Origin of the sequence: Legionella shakespearei DSM 23087 (assembly GCF_000373765.1) — a bacterium.
GTDB classification, from domain to species: domain Bacteria; phylum Pseudomonadota; class Gammaproteobacteria; order Legionellales; family Legionellaceae; genus Legionella; species Legionella shakespearei.
In genome coordinates this window covers 52,159-67,372 of the sequence record NZ_KB892404.1, presented here as the reverse complement: position 1 = coordinate 67,372, position 15,214 = coordinate 52,159, and the positions used below count along the sequence as shown (strand labels likewise).

The following is a 15,214-nucleotide window of genomic DNA, read 5'->3' as shown; positions in this document are numbered from 1 at the left end:
GGATCGAGATACAATCAAGCCCAAGGATGCATTAAACGCATGGCGGGTTTTAACAACTTGCTCACTAAGGATGATTTTGGCTGTATTGCTAATTTAAAGGCTTTGAATTTATCCATTTTTTCAATGAGATAATCATCACTTGTTAATAATTTATCAACAAGTTTCAGCTCATAAGCATCCTTTGCCAACCAGTGTTCACCAGTTGACACTTTATCTATATCCAATTGATTGCGATTGGCAAAAACATAATCTCTGAACACAATATGAATTTTTTCCAGATCTTCCTGGAATTTCTGTCTGCCTTTCTCCGTGTTTTCACCAAACAAAGTTAATGTCCGTTTGTATTCGCCAGCAGTTAACAATTCAACATCAATATTATTCTTTTTCAGCCAGCGATGAAAATTAGGAATTTGCGCGACCACACCTATAGAGCCGATTATGGCAAAAGGGGCTGCAATAATCTGATTGGCTACGCAGGCCATCAGATAGCCCCCACTTGCCGCTACTTTATCAATACAGACTGTTAAAGGGATATTTTTATCACGAATCCTTTGTAATTGTGAGGCAGCAAGGCCATAGCCATTTACAGCCCCACCAGGGCTATCCAGACGCACCATGATTTCGTCTTCAGGTTTCGCTATAGACAAGATAGAAGTAATTTCATCCCTCAATTGCTCAACCTGAGAGGCTTTAATATCCCCGTTAAAATCAATAACAAAAAGAGTAGGCTTTTTTTCCTTTTTCTCTTTTTTCTTTTTACTGGTTTTATTACCCAGAACTTCTTTATTCATGAATGAATGAATTTCTTCATATTGTTCATTGAGCGACGTAATTTCCATTTTAGGTTTGGGTTTTCGTCCTATTGCAAAAATACCGGCTAGAAGAACTAAAAATGCGACAACCAATGTTACGCATTTTAATAAAAACATACCGTATTCACTTAAAAATTCCATGGTTTACCTTTTAGAATAAATAAAAAAAGATTATCCCTCATCATTAGATGATTTCGCAAGAAATAGATTTTGTAGCCGGGATGGTGCCACTTCGATCCCGGCTGCAAGCAGACCGGGCTACGAGCCTGTGCCATTCCCTGAACCACGTCGTCCTGAGCGCGTCTTTTTGCGCGAAGGATCTCCTGAAAGCGGCATGGTGCCAATATTTGGAGATCCTTCGCGCAAAAAGACGCGCCCAGGACGACGTAAATCGGGTTACTACAACAAAACTTATTTGATATCTTTAATTTTTTGATAATCACAAAGCATTGTTTCCTGATTAAAACCAGAAAGAGAGCTATCGGTTTGATAATGATGACCTGAAACAATCAAACGCTGGCTTTCTAATGACATAGTTACTTTACTAAAAAAGACATTTAAACGTTCTTCAGGATTGGTAAACATAGTACTATTAATAAAAATTAAAGCCGTTTTATCATCACTCCAACGTACGGTTGTATTATTATGTTCGGAAACATTAGCGGCCATTCGTACTTCTGATTTAACTTCTCCTAAAACATAATGCTCTTCCATAAATCCATAAGAAATATCAAGTGTGTTATTGTGATGCTTAATCCTGAGATCAACTGCTGGCTTGTTGTCGCATTGGCCTGCCCAGACTCCGGAGAAATTAACTGGATCCATTTGAACAGGCAGGGGCTTTGATATGGATTGTTTTATTAACTCCGTATGAAACCAAGGGAGGGCAAAAGCATCATGAATAAAACCGGATAGAATTAATGCAACGGCGGCAGTATAACGTTTCATTGGGAACCTCCTTGTAAGTCCAATTCTGAATTCAGTCTAACTGAACTGCATTCAATGAAACAAGATCCGGAATTAATTTAAAATAGGCGCCTTGATGCAGCGATAGCGTAATCAAGGTTTTCCTATGGTCTTTAAGACTTACTGTATGAAAACATTGATTACGCTATCGCTCTGAGTGATCCTCTCATATTGAGTACCACTCAGACCTATGCAGGATCGCCTTCCCCTCTCCGGGGGAAGGTGCCCGACAGGGCGGATGGGGGGATCAAAAAAGGAGTTTCTATTAAATAGACCATTTTGTTTTAGACCTTTCTACCTTAAATAAGTTCTCTTTTTGATCCCCCCACCCGCCCTGTCGGGCACCCTCCCCCGGAGGTGGAGGGGCTACTTGCGCTGATCATCCTGCTTATTTGCATCTTTTTACAGGTTAAAATTATGAGAGGATCACTCAGCGCTATCGCTGCATCAAGGCTACAGTTTTTTATATATTTTAATCAATCTTCTTATCCATAACCTACGCTAATTTAGAAGAACCTATACGATGTTTCTTCTTCACATTCATTTTGCTCTTCTTCAATCACTGTATTGTCAGCTTTTAACGCTGCGTCTTCTACAAACTCATCAAGATCGAAGGGCTTATCAAATTTTTTTACCAGTTGTGGGGGAAACATATAAAAGTATTTTTCTTTATTAGATTCTGAAAATAATCTCTCATATCGTGGATCAACGAATGTACATCTCAATAGATCTTGAAATAGCACCAAGTGAGGTGTTGCTACAGGAGAGCCTGTTTTTGCATATATACCTGATAACGCCCTTTGGAATACTAATCTGTTCATTCTTGTATCTGGCAAAGACAATAAATCATTCAATAATTTTTCTAAGGCATCTGATGTAATTTTGTAGTACGTTAACAGTTCTTCACGGGTCATTTGTTTTTCCTTAAGCTAGTGTGGATAATAGAATCTTCCTGTGTTCAAATAACAGGCATAATTCTATTCTAATTGATTCGTTTAATTGTGGTCTTTTAGGGACAATTTATAGTTATTGAGGGACAATATTACTCTCGATCGTAAGAGAGTGATGCATGATTTATTTTCAATTCTCGTACATTTCCTGCCATTTTTTAATGGGCTCTAAATCAGCCATAAGAAAGTACTTGTTTTGTCTTATATTTCTGGTTAGTCTCGCTTTTTTAAGTTAAGTAACCATTCCTGAGTTTATGCTTGAAGTAATTAACCTTGATTTTGATTATCACGATCAACCTTTGTTAAACAATGTATCCTTTCATTTGCCAGCCGGTGGGCTATTGCATTTAAAAGGAGCTAATGGCGCTGGAAAAACGACTTTGTTGAAATTAATTGCGGGGTTACATCATCCTTCACAGGGGCAAATTAATTATCAGGGACAGCCAGTTCATCAGGATTTGTCAGCATATCAACGGCAATTATGTTTTGTCGGCCATAAAACAGGGATCAATCCGTATCTGACCATCAGGGAAAACTGCTTGTTTGATTTGCACTGCACTGAATCAAATGAAACCATTGAGGCACTTACGGCAGTTTTTAAACTGGAAACGCATCTGGATCAGCCTTGTGGTTTGCTCTCAGCAGGGCAAAGAAGACAGGTAGGGTTATTACGATTATGGATGTCTGATGCCAAATTATGGCTGTTAGATGAACCTTTAGTAGCGTTAGATAATAAAGCTCTTGAGGTGATTATGGACAAAATTGAGATGCACAGGTCACATGGCGGGGCTGTATTACTTACGTCACATCAGAGTTTACCCGGAAATACAGCATCTTATCAGGAGTATCGTTTGTGACCTCCAGTTTTGCTCTATTTATCAAACAGTTCAAACGTGAACTTTTAATTCAAATGCGCCAAATTCGTTACTTGGTCAATTCATGCCTGTTTTTTTTAATGTTGTTGTTCCTGTTTCCTCTGACCCTTAGGCCTGAGTTGGCATTAATGCGGACCATAGCTCCAGGATTAATCTGGATGGCAATTTTATTGTCCATGCTTTTATCATCAGAACGCTTGTTTCAACAAGATTATGAACAAGGTGTTACTGAACAATGGCTGGTTTCTGGCCAATCATTAAGTCTTATTGTGGGCGCCAAAATGATTGCCAACTGGTTTTTTAATGTAATTCCGTTTCTGGTTTTAGCGCCAATAATTGCCGTATTCTTTTCTTTTAGCCCCTGGGAAACCTGGATATTAGTGCTCAGCCTTCTGTGCGGCACTCCAGCCTTGCTGGCTTTATGCGCCTTGGCTTCGGCATTTGGTGTGGGGGTTAATCAGCGTGGTGCCTTGATGGCATTGATTTTATTACCTTTAACCTTGCCCTTGCTTATCTTTGGCAGTGGCACGCTGGCCATTGCAATGCAGGGCTTGCCAGTTAATGGTTATTTGGCTTTGTTACTGGCCATGTCCGTTTTGGCAATGGGATTCATTCCGTATGCTATAGCGGGAGTTGTTCGCATTAGTCATGTTGATTAGGGTGGGGTAGGTATCAAGTTCGGGTTTGTAGCCCGTTTACCATTCCCCGATCTACGTCGTCCTGAGCGCGTCTTTTTGCGCGAAGGATCTCCAAATATTGGCACTATGCTGCTTTCAGGAGATCCTTCGCGCAAAAAGACGCGCTCAGGACGACGTAGATCGGAGTAATACAACGATTTGTAGAAGAGACAGCTTCTACGACCCGCTCGAAATCTTGTGGATGCGACCCTTTGGCTTTATTTTACGAAAACCTTCAAGCATGTTAAAATTCCCCTCTTTTTCTGATTTGATTGTTTCCTATGTGGAAGTTTTTGTATCAACTGGCATCGCCCAGAACTTTTTATGCTCTGTCGGGTCGCATGATTCCATGGCTTATGGCCTTTGCTCTGCTGACTTTAGCGGTTGGAATTACCTGGGGTTTAGTTTTTGCACCACCAGATTACCAACAGGGTGATGCATATCGCATTATCTTTATTCATGTGCCCAGCGCCTTTTTATCAATGGCTCTTTATGGCTGGATGGGNTTTTTGGCTGTGTTGCTGCTGGTCTGGCGAATAAAAATTGCGGGTCTCTTGATTAACCTGGTTGCCCAATTAGGGGCTTGCATGGCTTTTCTGGCCTTACTGACAGGCAGCATCTGGGGTAAACCCATGTGGGGTGCCTGGTGGGTTTGGGATGCACGTCTGACTTCCGAGCTGGTCTTGCTGTTACTCTATGCAGCCATTCTGGCAACTTATCAAGCGGTAAAGAATAAAGAAGATGGTGATAAGATCATTGCTATTTTAACTCTGGTTGGCTTAATTGACTTACCCATTATTCATTATTCCGTGTACTGGTGGAATACTTTGCACCAGGGGAGTACCTTGTCCGTTTTTGCGAAACCTAAAATTGATGTCAGTATGCTTTATCCCTTGCTCCTGACTTTGTCAGGATTTGGTTTCTATTGCCTGTGGGTGATTTTGGCAAAAGCACGTAACGAAATATTAATACGTGAACGAAAACAAGCATGGGTTAAAGTCGCGTTTGAAGGAGAATTCAAATGAATCAATTTTGGGAATGGTTAGATATGGGGGGATACTCTCTGTACGTATGGCCAGCCTATGGTGCTGTCTGTGTGGTTTTGGTAATGAACCTCCTTGGTATTAAATGGCAAAAGACACGTACCCGCCAAAAACTGCAACGCTGGTTTAAGAGATAAATTATATGGTTCCTGCAAGAAAGCGTAAACTTTGGATGATCCTCTTTGTCATGAGCATTTTGTCTTTGGCAGTCGCTCTGGTTTTGTATGCTTTAAGACAAAACATTAGCCTGTTTTATACTCCAACTCAAGTTGCTGCTGGCGAAGCACCACTTAAGCATTCAATCCGTGTCGGTGGAATGGTTGAAAAAAACAGTATTGTCCGTGCCAGTGAAGGTTTGGAAGTACAATTTAAAATTACCGATTATGAAAAAACCATTACTGTAACTTATAAAGGAATATTGCCCGACTTGTTCAGAGAAGAGCAGGGGATAGTTGCTGAAGGAGAAGCCATTGATTCACAACACTTTAGAGCCACGCAAGTATTGGCGAAACATGATGCCAATTATATGCCCCCCGAAGTTAAAGCCGCACTGGCTAAAAAGGTGAATTCATGATTGCTGAACTAGGCCTGTTTTCTTTAATTCTGGCGCTCATTGTTTCCATAATGCTAGCTCTGATTCCTCTGGCAGGTTTGCAGTTAAAGCACATTGACTGGATGGATTCGGCTAAAACCTATGCAGCCTTGCAGTTTTTCTTTATTGCACTTTCCTATCTATGCCTGACTTTTTGCTTTTTGAGTGATGACTTTTCAGTAATTTACGTAGTAAGTAATTCGAGTATACAGTTACCCTGGTTTTATAAAATGTGCGCCGTCTGGGGCGGACATGAAGGTTCAATGCTGCTTTGGGTGGCCATTCTCAGCTTCTGGATGATTTTGGTAGGCTTTTTAAGTTCCAGTCTGGAAAAAGAAATGCGTACCCGGGTATTGGTAGTGTTAGGCTGGCTAAGTATAGGGTTCATACTGTTTCTACTCACTACATCGAATCCTTTCCTGCGTCAATTTGAAGTATTAAATACTCATGGCCGTGATTTGAATCCACTCTTACAAGATCCCGGCTTTTTATTTCATCCCCCTATGCTTTACATGGGCTATGTTGGCTTTTCTGTAGCCTTTGCTTTCGCAATCGCCGCATTATGGGCTGGTAAAGTAGAAGCCAGTTGGTCTAAATGGACCAGACCATGGACTTTAGCTGCCTGGTGCTGTTTAACCGCAGGAATTACCCTGGGAAGCTGGTGGGCATACAGGGAGTTAGGCTGGGGCGGCTGGTGGTTTTGGGATCCCGTAGAAAATGCGTCGTTTATGCCTTGGCTTGTTGGTACAGCACTTATTCATTCCCTTGCTGTTACTGAACAGCGCCAGCAATTTAAAGCCTGGACTATGTTACTTGCTATAGCTGCTTTTTCGTTAAGCCTTATCGGAACTTTTCTTGTTCGTTCCGGGGTTTTAACTTCAGTTCATGCTTTTGCTGTAGACCCGCAACGAGGGTTGTTTATTTTAGGATTCCTCCTGTTTGTGATTGGTGGTTCTCTCTTGTTGTTTTTATTCAGGGCGCAAACCCTGCAAACTGGAAGTAGCCCAAGTCCTGTTTCCAGAGAAAGCGCTTTACTGTTAAACAATGTCTTTTTAGTCGTCATCATGTTGACCGTGTTAATGGGAACAGTCTATCCCTTATTAGTTGAAGGTTTAGGCTTAGGCAAATTATCAGTTGGCGCCCCTTATTTTAATGCGGTATTTGTACCTTTAATGGTTCCAATGCTTATTCTCATGGGGATTGGCATTCATTTAAGATGGAATAGTGATCATTGGATATCGGTATTTAAAAAACTGAATTTGACTGCTCTGGCAAGCATCATACTGCCAGCAATTTTATTATGGGCAACCACTAATGAGTTTGATGTATCCGCCTTTGTTGGACTGGTGCTGGCTAGCTGGGTAATTTTAAGTACGCTAAGCGCTGTGTTTAAACGAATTTCAGAAAGGGGACTGATGGGTGTTGGGCAAACCTACTGGGGTATGGTTATCGCTCATTGCGGTGTTGCTGCCTCCGTAATTGGTATAGCCGTTTCCACCGCTTATGGCATACAGGATGATGTTCAGATGTTTCCAGGTAAAAAAGTGGATTTAGCCGGATATCAAATCGAATTTATCAGCCAATCTGCTTTGAAAGGCCCTAATTATAAAGGCACTCGAACTCGCTTTGAAATCAGCCATGATGGTAAAAGTAAAGTGATTTATCCTGAAAAGAGAGTATATAACATTGGTCAAATGGCCATGACTGAATCGGCAATTGATGTGACCCCGTTTCGTGATATTTATGTGGCTTTAGGTGAACCTTTATCCACTGATTCTTGGTCAGTCCGTGTGTATTTCAAGCCTTTTGTCCGCTGGATTTGGGCTGGCGGCTTCATGATACTGGCTGGTGGCTTTTTGGCTCTGACTGACAGGCGTTATTACCAGAAAAGGCGAGTAGTTGCTGTGCAGGCTAAGGAGTTAACTGCATGAAAAGAATAGGGTGGCGCATTATTCCGGTTGTTCTTTTTTTGTTGCTGAGTTTTTTTCTCTGGCGCGGCTTGTCTTTAGACCCACACCATTTGCCTTCGGTGCAGGTAGGTAAGCCTTTACCTGTTTTTGCCTTACCTGAATTGCAGAACCCTGACACACTGTTTGACTCAAGCACACTTCGTGGTCAGGTGGTATTACTTAACGTATGGGCGAGCTGGTGTCAGGCCTGTGTTGAAGAGCAGGTATTTATGCTGCAGCTGGCACGAGAAGGTGTACCTCTTTACGGTTTGAATTATAAAGATAAGGCCGATGATGCCTTGCAATGGTTGAATCAGTGGGGTAATCCTTACAAAATGGTGGTGCAGGATATTAATGGCAAAGCTGCAATTGATTTGGGTGTTTATGGTGCTCCGGAAACTTTTGTTATTGATAAAAAAGGGATAATTCAATATCGCCATGTGGGGGTTATGAATCAGAAAACCTGGTTAAACGATGTTTTGCCTTTGATGAAGAAACTGGAACAGGCCTCATGAGAATAGTTTATCTGCTTTTGTGTTTTTTGTTTGCATCGATGGGTCATACCAACAGTATTTATCCTTTAGATTCGGCCAAACAGGAAGCGCAGTTTAACCATTTATTAAAAGATTTACGCTGTCTCGTTTGTCAGAATCAGGATTTGGCGGATTCCAATGCCGAGTTGGCCAAAGACCTGCGTTTACAGGTTTATCAGTTAGTCAAAGAGGGTAAAAGTGATAGTGAAATTACAGGCTATCTGACTTCTCGTTATGGTGACTTTATTCTCTTTAAGCCTCCGGTTAAGGGCGCGACTTTATTGTTATGGTTTGGTCCTTTTCTGTTTTTATTGCTGGGATTTTTAATTTTCTGGCGTACCTGTTTTAAGCGGATTTCTCATGAATGAATGGTGGTTGATTGGTTTACTGATAGCCTTGGTTTTTATCGCGGGCATTTTTATTGTTTACCCTCTAAGATGCAATAGGGGCTTTAGTGTCCTGCTTATGCCACTTGTTATGGTATTGGCTTTTACCGGGTATTATTTCTGGGGTGGTTTTGCGCAATGGCAAGAATATCTGCACAAGAAGGAAACTCAGGCACTTGCGCAAGAGATGCTTAAATCCATAAAAAGCCCTCAGGAACTTATAGAAAAACTCAAGGCAAAATTGGACGATAGCCCTGGAAGTGCCAAAGGTTGGTATCTTTTGGGAAGGTTATATACCAGCCAAAGTGAAAACAAGCTTGCGGCGGAGGCCTTTGCCAAGGCTCATCATTTCAAGCCGGACGATGAGCAGTATGCGGTTAATTACGCTCACAGCTTGTGGTTGCTGAATAATCAGCAATTTAACCCAGAGATTTTGGCTATTTTCCAGACTTTGTTGAATAAGAATCCCAATCAACCTGATGCTTTAGCCATGCTTGCCATGAACGCATTCATGAGCCATGCTTATGAGGATGCAATAAGTTATTGGCAAAGGCTATTGAAAATGACCCCAGAGCAATCGGAGGAATCACTAGCCATACGTAAGGCTATTGCCAAAGCTCAGGAACAAATGAATTCAGGGAGTGAACATCATGAATGATAAGGTATATCAGATAATTGAATTGGTAGGGACTTCGCAAGAGGGTATAGAGCAGGCTATTGATAATGCAATAAGCCAGGCCTCCAAAACCCATGGCAAGCTGGACTGGTTTGAGGTATTGGAAACCCGTGGATTTATTGATGATAACAAAGTCAAATATTATCAGGTTCATGTGAAAATCGGGTGTAATAAGTAATTGATCATTTCGCGTTGACCTGAGGCTAAGAAATACCATCGGTGTGTAACCCGATCTCCGTCGTCCTGAGCGCGTCTTTTTGCGCGAAGGATCTCCAAATATTGGCACCATGCCGCTTTCAGGAGATCCTTCGCGCAAAAAGACGCGCTCAGGACGACGTAGATCGGGGAATGGCAAAGATGTGTAGAAGGAGCAGAAGTGGCACCATCCCGGCTGCGAGCAGACCGGGCTACGGCTTCCTGCCACCAGGTCCCTTAAAAATTCCTGCGATGTCTCATCGCTTTGAAACATAGGCATTTCCCATTATATAAAAGCGTAATAATTCATCAGCCCACTCTTTGGCATAATGAACCCCTATCCTTGGTTTTTCTATGATGGAAAAGGGTTGTTCGTCACACCCTTCGGCAATATAAAAGATATTCCCGGTTAAATCATGCTGGTTTAGTTGCTTGTCGATGTGCATGGCTTTGGATAAGAGTCCCGGGCCCTGGGTTCGTCCCTCAATATGCTGGACTGGTTCCAGCGCGCGGATTAAAACAGCAGAGCCTGTCCCCGCAGTTTCTGTGACTACATTAGTGCAATAATACATGCCGTAGATTAAATAAACATAAGCAAAACCTGCAGGGCCAAACATCACTTCAGTTCTTTTGGTTAAACCTTTGGACGAATGGCAAGCCAGATCATGTTGTCCGAGATAAGCTTCAACCTCTACAATTTTTCCTATACGTTCTGTAAGCCCATCATGATGAACCAGATATTTGCCTAACAAATCTTTAGCAACACAAATGGTGTCTCGCGCATAAAAAGAACGTAACAGTTTTTGCATTATTTACCCAAACCTCTGACTTGGTTTCAAAAGCAGTTTGCCCGAGATTATAGCTAAATTCAGCTTACAGTGGTATCTGGTAAAAGGCCCTGCAATATTTGATGCAGTGACAGCGTGCTACAGTCCCCTCGAGATCCAAAAATAGAATTGATCAAAATTAGATCAAGTGGTACAATCATATTTCCTTCCTACAGGAGACTAATATGTTTTTTGAACTCAATAAAGTTTTACTGTCAAATTCTGGTGCAAGTGGTAGTTTATTAGCAATCACTGAACGTTCTGAGGAGTCTGATCTCGAATTGAATGGTTTTTTTACCCCGTTCGAATCCTCAGCAGATTTTTTTCACAGAGCAATATGTGTTTTTACTGCACCATTGTGTTTAAGCATTCTCTTTGTGGAAAAATTAATAGCCTCAGTTGTATTTGGTGCATTTGTCGCGGCTAATTTGGTGCTATTGGAGCCTGAAGCTGCATTTGATTCTTTCTTATCCGCAGCAACGTGTGTGATGGAAAGTCCTTTAGTACTTCTTGTTGCTGCTGTGAGTCCTGTATTAAATGCTGTAGATCTTGCAGTCAGTACCGCATTTTCCTGTGTGTGAGTACATTGAAACCTTAATCTTAATAAGGGTGTAGCCTTGATTACGCTGTCGTGTCGCTGCATCAAGGCTACGGTTTTTATATTTTAGTACTCTTGGTTCTATTCAAGGCCATCAATTTCGACATATTCATTTAAGGTTTTGAGAAAATCATTGCCGTAGTGGGTCAGTTTGTGTTGGCCAACTCCTGATACGTCAAGCAACTCATCGATGGTTTTGGGTCTTTTTTGTGCCATTTCATGCAGGGTGGCATCACTGAAAATCATAAAGGGTGGTTTGTTTTCTTCATCAGCAAGCTTGCGCCTTAAAGTACGCAATACCTCAAATAAGGGACTGCTGACGGGTTTAATCGAGTTTCGTTCTTTGGTTTTCTTTTTTGTTCCTTTAAGGTCATTATTAGGAATAGTAAGCGATATTTTCTCTTCGCCTTTAAGCAGGGGAATAGCTTTCTGAGTTAATTTCAGGACATTGAAATGATTGATGTCCTGAAGGCAATAGTCCCTATGAATAAGTTGCCAGGCTAATTGCTTCCAATAGTTGGTGGATTTGTCTTTACCTATGCCAAAAGTACTTAAGGTATCATGTCCAAATTGTTTGATTTTATCTGTTTGAGCACCGCGCAACACATCAATAGTATGGGTCATACCAAAACTTTGTTTTAACCTGTAAATACAGGAAAGAAGTTTTTGCGCTTCTTCTGTTGCATCAGCCATTACTGGCGGGTTATCGCATACATCACAATATTTGCATTCGCTATCGCATGGTTCATCAAAATAGCGTAAGAGAATCTGGCGGCGGCAGTGGGTTGCCTCTGCAAAAGCCAGCATATGATTCAGTTTATTGGTTTCAACCCGCCTTTGTTCATCAAGGGGAGTATTAATAATCCAGGAACGCAGTCTGGCACTGTCTGCTGCATCATAAAGCAACAAGGCTCGAGCAGGCAAACCATCGCGTCCGGCACGGCCGGTTTCCTGGTAATACCCTTCAATATTTTTGGGTAAGTCATGATGAATCACAAAACGGACATTGGGTTTATCTATGCCCATACCAAAGGCAAGAGTAGCAACTACAATATCAATGCGATCGTGGCGAAACAGCGTTTGCACTTCACGCCGTTCACTATGGGCAAGCCCCGCATGATAAGCCCTGGCTTTAAAACCCAGTTCCTGCAATTTTTCCGCAAGGCGTTCCACGCTGTTACGCGTACCGCAATAAATAATTCCTGACTGTTGCTCTTCTGACTCTAAAAATTGATTTAACTGTTTGACTGCATTGGTTTTGGGAACAACCTTATAATGAATATTCGGCCGATTAAACGATGCAATATACCTTTTCGGACGATAATTCAGCTTTACAACAATATCTTCACGGGTTTGCTTGTCTGCGGTTGCCGTCAAGGCAATGATGGGAACTGCAGGAAAATGTTCTTTCAGTAATCCCAGAGCCGAATATTCCGGACGAAAATCATGTCCCCATTGAGAAATACAATGCGCTTCATCAATTGCAAACAAGGAAATCTCACATTCGCTCAATCGCTCTAAAAAAGAATGGCTGATGAGACGCTCCGGAGCAATGTACAATAAATCCAGTTCATTATTATGCAATTGGGCCAACACTCTACGCGCTTCTTCACTGGATAGAGATGAGTTATAGTATGCAGCACTTATGCCTTGTAATTTAAGGGCAGCGACCTGATCTTCCATCAGGGCAATCAGAGGCGATACAACAATGCCAACTCCTGACCTGACTATCGATGGAATTTGATAGCATAATGATTTACCCCCACCTGTTGGCATGAGGACGAGCACATCCATCCCGAAAATAACATCGTTTATTATGTCTTCCTGGGGCGAACGGAACGAATCAAAGCCAAAGTAGTTTTTTAAAACAGTCAGGGCATTTTTATTTATTATTGTAGGTTGCGCTAAAGTTTCCATGTGACTATTCTTATTATTATCTTTCACGGGCGCTGAAAATTCGCAATAATATCACCTTTTTAACTCAGCGTCATAAACAAACTTTCTAAGGACGGTCTATGGATTTTGAATTTTCTGATGAACATCTGGCTTTTCGCGAGATGGCGGCTGATTTTGCACGTGATAAATTGGCTCCTATGGCAGACAGTTGGGATGAGCACAGCCATTTTCCTGTTGATGTATTACGTGAAGCGGCACAATTAGGCATGGCCGGTATGGTTGCAAAAGAGGATATTGGTGGTGCGCAACTGACTCGCCTTGATGCGGCTTTGATATTTGAACAATTAGCCACGGGATGTATTCCTACCAGCGCTTATCTTTCTATCCATAACATGGTTACGGCACTTATTGACCGCTATGCCGATCAAAAACTGCGTGCTCACTGGGGGCCTAAATTAACCAGTATGGAACTTATTGCCAGTTATTGTCTGACGGAACCTGAAGCAGGCTCTGATGCCGCGTCATTAAAGACACGTGCCGTGAAAGATGGGGAACATTATGTTCTTAACGGCTGTAAAGCCTTCATCTCTGGGGGTAGTGTCAGCGATCTTTATTTATGTATGGTAAGAACAGGTGATGATACCCATCATGGGATTAGTTGTCTGTTAATAGAAAAAGACACCCCAGGATTAACTTTTGGCAAACTGGAAAAGAAAATGGGCTGGCGTAATCAGCCAACCTGTATGCTGTACTTCGAAAACTGCAGGGTGCCTGTAACGAACCTTGTGGGTGACGAAGGCATGGGTTTTAAAATTGCTTTGAATGCGTTGAACGGCGGACGGATTAACATTGCCTCATGTTCTCTGGGCGGGGCACTTGCATGTCTGCGTCTGACACAGGCTTATTTGAATGAACGTAAACAGTTCGGCAGGCCACTGAGTAAAATGCAGGCTTTACGCTTTTATTTTTCAGATATGCTGACGGATTATGAAGCTGCACGGCTCATGGTGTACAGAGCTGCTGCTGCAATGGATAAAGAGGATGTGGATGCTCCTATGTATTGTGCCATGGCCAAACGTCTGGCAACTGATGTAGCCTTTCGTATCAGTGATAAAGCCATGCAATTGCACGGAGGTTACGGGTATTTACGTGATTACCATATAGAGCGAATATTCAGAGATTTGCGCGTGCATCAAATTCTCGAAGGAACTAATGAAATCATGCGGGAAATTGTAGCCAAAGCCAGTTTGGATGAAGAGTTTTTTATCGATTAGGACAGGCTCGAAGGGCACGGCTTTTGTAGCCCGTATTAGCGGAGCGTAATACGGGATCGATGTGGTAATGAACCAATCTTTCCCGCATTACGCTGACGCTAATGCGGGCTACGAATCTGGATCCCGCGGACAAGGGGTAGGGGAACAGTTAAGCCGAATGGTACAGAATTATTTAACAGGAGTCATGAATGAATATAATAGAACAAGAATTGGATGCACATGGAATTTTAACCCTGACCTTAAACAGGCCTGAAAAACTTAATGCCTTAAGCACGGAAGTTCTTCATGCTTTGGAAGAGTTATTTCATTCTGCAAAAACCAATCCCAAAGTTAAAGCCTTGCTGATTACAGGCAATGGTAAAGCCTTTTGTGCAGGAGCTGATATTAATCGCCTTGCTGAGTGCACAGCCCAATCAGGTTATGAATTTGCCTGTCAGGGCCAGGAAGTATTCCGTCTGCTGGAAACTATGGGTAAACCTTCTCTTTCTGCCGTAAATGGTTTTGCCTTTGGCGGCGGATGTGAATTAGCTATTTCAACGACTTTAAGAATCGCCTCAAACAAAGCCATGTTTGGCCAGCCAGAAGTGAAATTGGGCGTTATTCCCGGTTATGGCGGTACGCAACGCCTGGCGCGCCTTGTGGGTAAAGGACGAGCTATGGATTTATGCCTGACCGGTCGTTTTATTGATGCTGCAACTGCTTTGAACTGGGGTTTGGTTTCTGAGGTAGTCGAGCCAGAGCAGTTAATAGAGCAGGGCAAAAATATATTAAAAGGCATACTGAGTATGGCACCTTTAGCGGTTGCCGGAGTGATGGAAGTTATTGATCATGGTTATGATTTATCCTTGACCGAAGCTCTGCATCTGGAAGCAATTCACTTTGCAAAAGTATGTGCTTCTGAAGACAAAAAGGAAGGGGTCTCTGCGTTTCTTAACAAACGGACAGCTGAATTTAAAGGGGTTTAA

18 protein-coding genes are annotated in these 15,214 nt (G+C 42.2%); 13 read left to right on the top strand and 5 right to left on the bottom strand.

Going from position 1 to position 15,214, the window contains the following annotated elements:
- Positions 1-14: 14 nt before the first annotated feature.
- The 3 genes from sohB to B094_RS0109165 form a co-directional block, all read right to left on the bottom strand.
- A complete protein-coding gene (sohB, locus tag B094_RS0109180; protein ID WP_018577513.1) occupies positions 15-953 on the bottom strand; it encodes a protease SohB in 939 nt (312 codons plus the stop codon).
- Positions 954-1,223: 270 nt separating this feature from the next.
- A complete protein-coding gene (locus B094_RS0109170; protein WP_018577511.1) occupies positions 1,224-1,760 on the bottom strand; it encodes a hypothetical protein in 537 nt (178 codons plus the stop codon).
- 524 nt (positions 1,761-2,284) lie between these two features.
- Entirely contained in the window at positions 2,285-2,692 is a 408-nt protein-coding gene (locus tag B094_RS0109165) for a hypothetical protein (RefSeq protein ID WP_018577510.1), read from the bottom strand.
- 290 nt (positions 2,693-2,982) lie between these two features.
- On the opposite strand from B094_RS0109165, the gene ccmA reads away from it, so the two are divergent.
- From ccmA to B094_RS0109115, 10 genes are all read left to right on the top strand, one after another.
- Positions 2,983-3,585 (top strand): cytochrome c biogenesis heme-transporting ATPase CcmA, encoded by a 603-nt coding sequence (ccmA, locus tag B094_RS0109160; RefSeq protein WP_018577509.1) that lies wholly within the window; start codon positions 2,983-2,985, stop codon positions 3,583-3,585.
- Positions 3,582-4,262, top strand: a complete 681-nt coding sequence (ccmB, locus tag B094_RS0109155; protein ID WP_018577508.1) for a heme exporter protein CcmB — start codon at positions 3,582-3,584, stop codon at positions 4,260-4,262. Before ccmA ends, ccmB begins: the two co-directional genes overlap by 4 nt.
- Positions 4,263-4,561: 299 nt before the next feature.
- Positions 4,562-5,305 carry a heme ABC transporter permease CcmC gene (ccmC, locus tag B094_RS0109150; RefSeq protein WP_018577507.1) on the top strand — a complete coding sequence of 248 codons (744 nt, stop codon included), beginning with the start codon at positions 4,562-4,564 and terminating at the stop codon, positions 5,303-5,305.
- Entirely contained in the window at positions 5,302-5,460 is a 159-nt protein-coding gene (gene ccmD, locus B094_RS0109145; protein ID WP_018577506.1) for a heme exporter protein CcmD, read from the top strand. Before ccmC ends, ccmD begins: the two co-directional genes overlap by 4 nt.
- Before the next feature lie 5 nt (positions 5,461-5,465).
- On the top strand, positions 5,466-5,897 hold the full coding sequence (gene ccmE / locus B094_RS0109140) for a cytochrome c maturation protein CcmE (RefSeq protein ID WP_018577505.1): 432 nt from the start codon (positions 5,466-5,468) through the stop codon (positions 5,895-5,897).
- The gene (locus B094_RS0109135; protein WP_018577504.1) at positions 5,894-7,846 is read left to right on the top strand and encodes a heme lyase CcmF/NrfE family subunit; all 1,953 of its coding nucleotides are present in this window, start codon (positions 5,894-5,896) and stop codon (positions 7,844-7,846) included. Before ccmE ends, B094_RS0109135 begins: the two co-directional genes overlap by 4 nt.
- Positions 7,843-8,379: a DsbE family thiol:disulfide interchange protein gene (locus tag B094_RS0109130; RefSeq protein ID WP_018577503.1), complete on the top strand. Its 537-nt coding sequence runs from the start codon at positions 7,843-7,845 to the stop codon at positions 8,377-8,379. The genes B094_RS0109135 and B094_RS0109130 overlap by 4 nt, the downstream gene beginning before the upstream one ends.
- Complete coding sequence (locus tag B094_RS0109125; RefSeq protein WP_018577502.1) at positions 8,376-8,765, top strand: cytochrome c-type biogenesis protein; 390 nt, start codon at positions 8,376-8,378, stop codon at positions 8,763-8,765. The genes B094_RS0109130 and B094_RS0109125 overlap by 4 nt, the downstream gene beginning before the upstream one ends.
- Positions 8,758-9,441, top strand: coding sequence for a tetratricopeptide repeat protein (locus tag B094_RS0109120; protein WP_018577501.1), 684 nt, complete (start codon positions 8,758-8,760; stop codon positions 9,439-9,441). Before B094_RS0109125 ends, B094_RS0109120 begins: the two co-directional genes overlap by 8 nt.
- Complete coding sequence (locus B094_RS0109115) at positions 9,434-9,637, top strand: dodecin (RefSeq protein WP_018577500.1); 204 nt, start codon at positions 9,434-9,436, stop codon at positions 9,635-9,637. The genes B094_RS0109120 and B094_RS0109115 overlap by 8 nt, the downstream gene beginning before the upstream one ends.
- A gap of 274 nt (positions 9,638-9,911) precedes the next feature.
- On the opposite strand, the gene B094_RS0109110 is transcribed toward B094_RS0109115, so the two are convergent.
- Positions 9,912-10,463: a DNA-3-methyladenine glycosylase gene (locus B094_RS0109110; RefSeq protein WP_018577499.1), complete on the bottom strand. Its 552-nt coding sequence runs from the start codon at positions 10,461-10,463 to the stop codon at positions 9,912-9,914.
- Positions 10,464-10,666: 203 nt separating this feature from the next.
- Here B094_RS0109110 and B094_RS0109105 point away from each other — a divergent pair, with 203 nt between their 5' ends.
- Positions 10,667-11,062 carry a hypothetical protein gene (locus B094_RS0109105; RefSeq protein ID WP_018577498.1) on the top strand — a complete coding sequence of 132 codons (396 nt, stop codon included), beginning with the start codon at positions 10,667-10,669 and terminating at the stop codon, positions 11,060-11,062.
- A 98-nt stretch (positions 11,063-11,160) separates the two neighbouring features.
- Here the strand turns inward: B094_RS0109105 and recQ are convergent, their stop codons facing one another.
- A complete protein-coding gene (gene recQ, locus B094_RS0109100) occupies positions 11,161-12,996 on the bottom strand; it encodes a DNA helicase RecQ (RefSeq protein WP_018577497.1) in 1,836 nt (611 codons plus the stop codon).
- 98 nt (positions 12,997-13,094) lie between these two features.
- Here recQ and B094_RS0109095 point away from each other — a divergent pair, with 98 nt between their 5' ends.
- Together B094_RS0109095 and B094_RS0109090 are read left to right on the top strand one after the other, a co-directional pair.
- A complete protein-coding gene (locus tag B094_RS0109095; protein ID WP_018577496.1) occupies positions 13,095-14,249 on the top strand; it encodes an acyl-CoA dehydrogenase family protein in 1,155 nt (384 codons plus the stop codon).
- 188 nt (positions 14,250-14,437) lie between these two features.
- On the top strand, positions 14,438-15,214 hold the full coding sequence (locus B094_RS0109090; protein WP_018577495.1) for an enoyl-CoA hydratase/isomerase family protein: 777 nt from the start codon (positions 14,438-14,440) through the stop codon (positions 15,212-15,214).

What these genes read in the sequence shown, in the direction of transcription:
- sohB (WP_018577513.1), bottom strand. Translation starts at nt 953, where the DNA reads ATGGAATTTTTAAGTGAATACGGTATGTTTTTATTAAAATGCGTAACA.
- B094_RS0109170 (WP_018577511.1), bottom strand. Translation starts at nt 1,760, where the DNA reads ATGAAACGTTATACTGCCGCCGTTGCATTAATTCTATCCGGTTTTATT.
- B094_RS0109165 (WP_018577510.1), bottom strand. Translation starts at nt 2,692, where the DNA reads ATGACCCGTGAAGAACTGTTAACGTACTACAAAATTACATCAGATGCC.
- ccmA (WP_018577509.1), top strand. Translation starts at nt 2,983, where the DNA reads ATGCTTGAAGTAATTAACCTTGATTTTGATTATCACGATCAACCTTTG.
- ccmD (WP_018577506.1), top strand. Translation starts at nt 5,302, where the DNA reads ATGAATCAATTTTGGGAATGGTTAGATATGGGGGGATACTCTCTGTAC.
- ccmE (WP_018577505.1), top strand. Translation starts at nt 5,466, where the DNA reads ATGGTTCCTGCAAGAAAGCGTAAACTTTGGATGATCCTCTTTGTCATG.
- B094_RS0109135 (WP_018577504.1), top strand. Translation starts at nt 5,894, where the DNA reads ATGATTGCTGAACTAGGCCTGTTTTCTTTAATTCTGGCGCTCATTGTT.
- B094_RS0109130 (WP_018577503.1), top strand. Translation starts at nt 7,843, where the DNA reads ATGAAAAGAATAGGGTGGCGCATTATTCCGGTTGTTCTTTTTTTGTTG.
- B094_RS0109125 (WP_018577502.1), top strand. Translation starts at nt 8,376, where the DNA reads ATGAGAATAGTTTATCTGCTTTTGTGTTTTTTGTTTGCATCGATGGGT.
- B094_RS0109120 (WP_018577501.1), top strand. Translation starts at nt 8,758, where the DNA reads ATGAATGAATGGTGGTTGATTGGTTTACTGATAGCCTTGGTTTTTATC.
- B094_RS0109115 (WP_018577500.1), top strand. Translation starts at nt 9,434, where the DNA reads ATGAATGATAAGGTATATCAGATAATTGAATTGGTAGGGACTTCGCAA.
- B094_RS0109110 (WP_018577499.1), bottom strand. Translation starts at nt 10,463, where the DNA reads ATGCAAAAACTGTTACGTTCTTTTTATGCGCGAGACACCATTTGTGTT.
- B094_RS0109105 (WP_018577498.1), top strand. Translation starts at nt 10,667, where the DNA reads ATGTTTTTTGAACTCAATAAAGTTTTACTGTCAAATTCTGGTGCAAGT.
- recQ (WP_018577497.1), bottom strand. Translation starts at nt 12,996, where the DNA reads ATGGAAACTTTAGCGCAACCTACAATAATAAATAAAAATGCCCTGACT.
- B094_RS0109095 (WP_018577496.1), top strand. Translation starts at nt 13,095, where the DNA reads ATGGATTTTGAATTTTCTGATGAACATCTGGCTTTTCGCGAGATGGCG.
- B094_RS0109090 (WP_018577495.1), top strand. Translation starts at nt 14,438, where the DNA reads ATGAATATAATAGAACAAGAATTGGATGCACATGGAATTTTAACCCTG.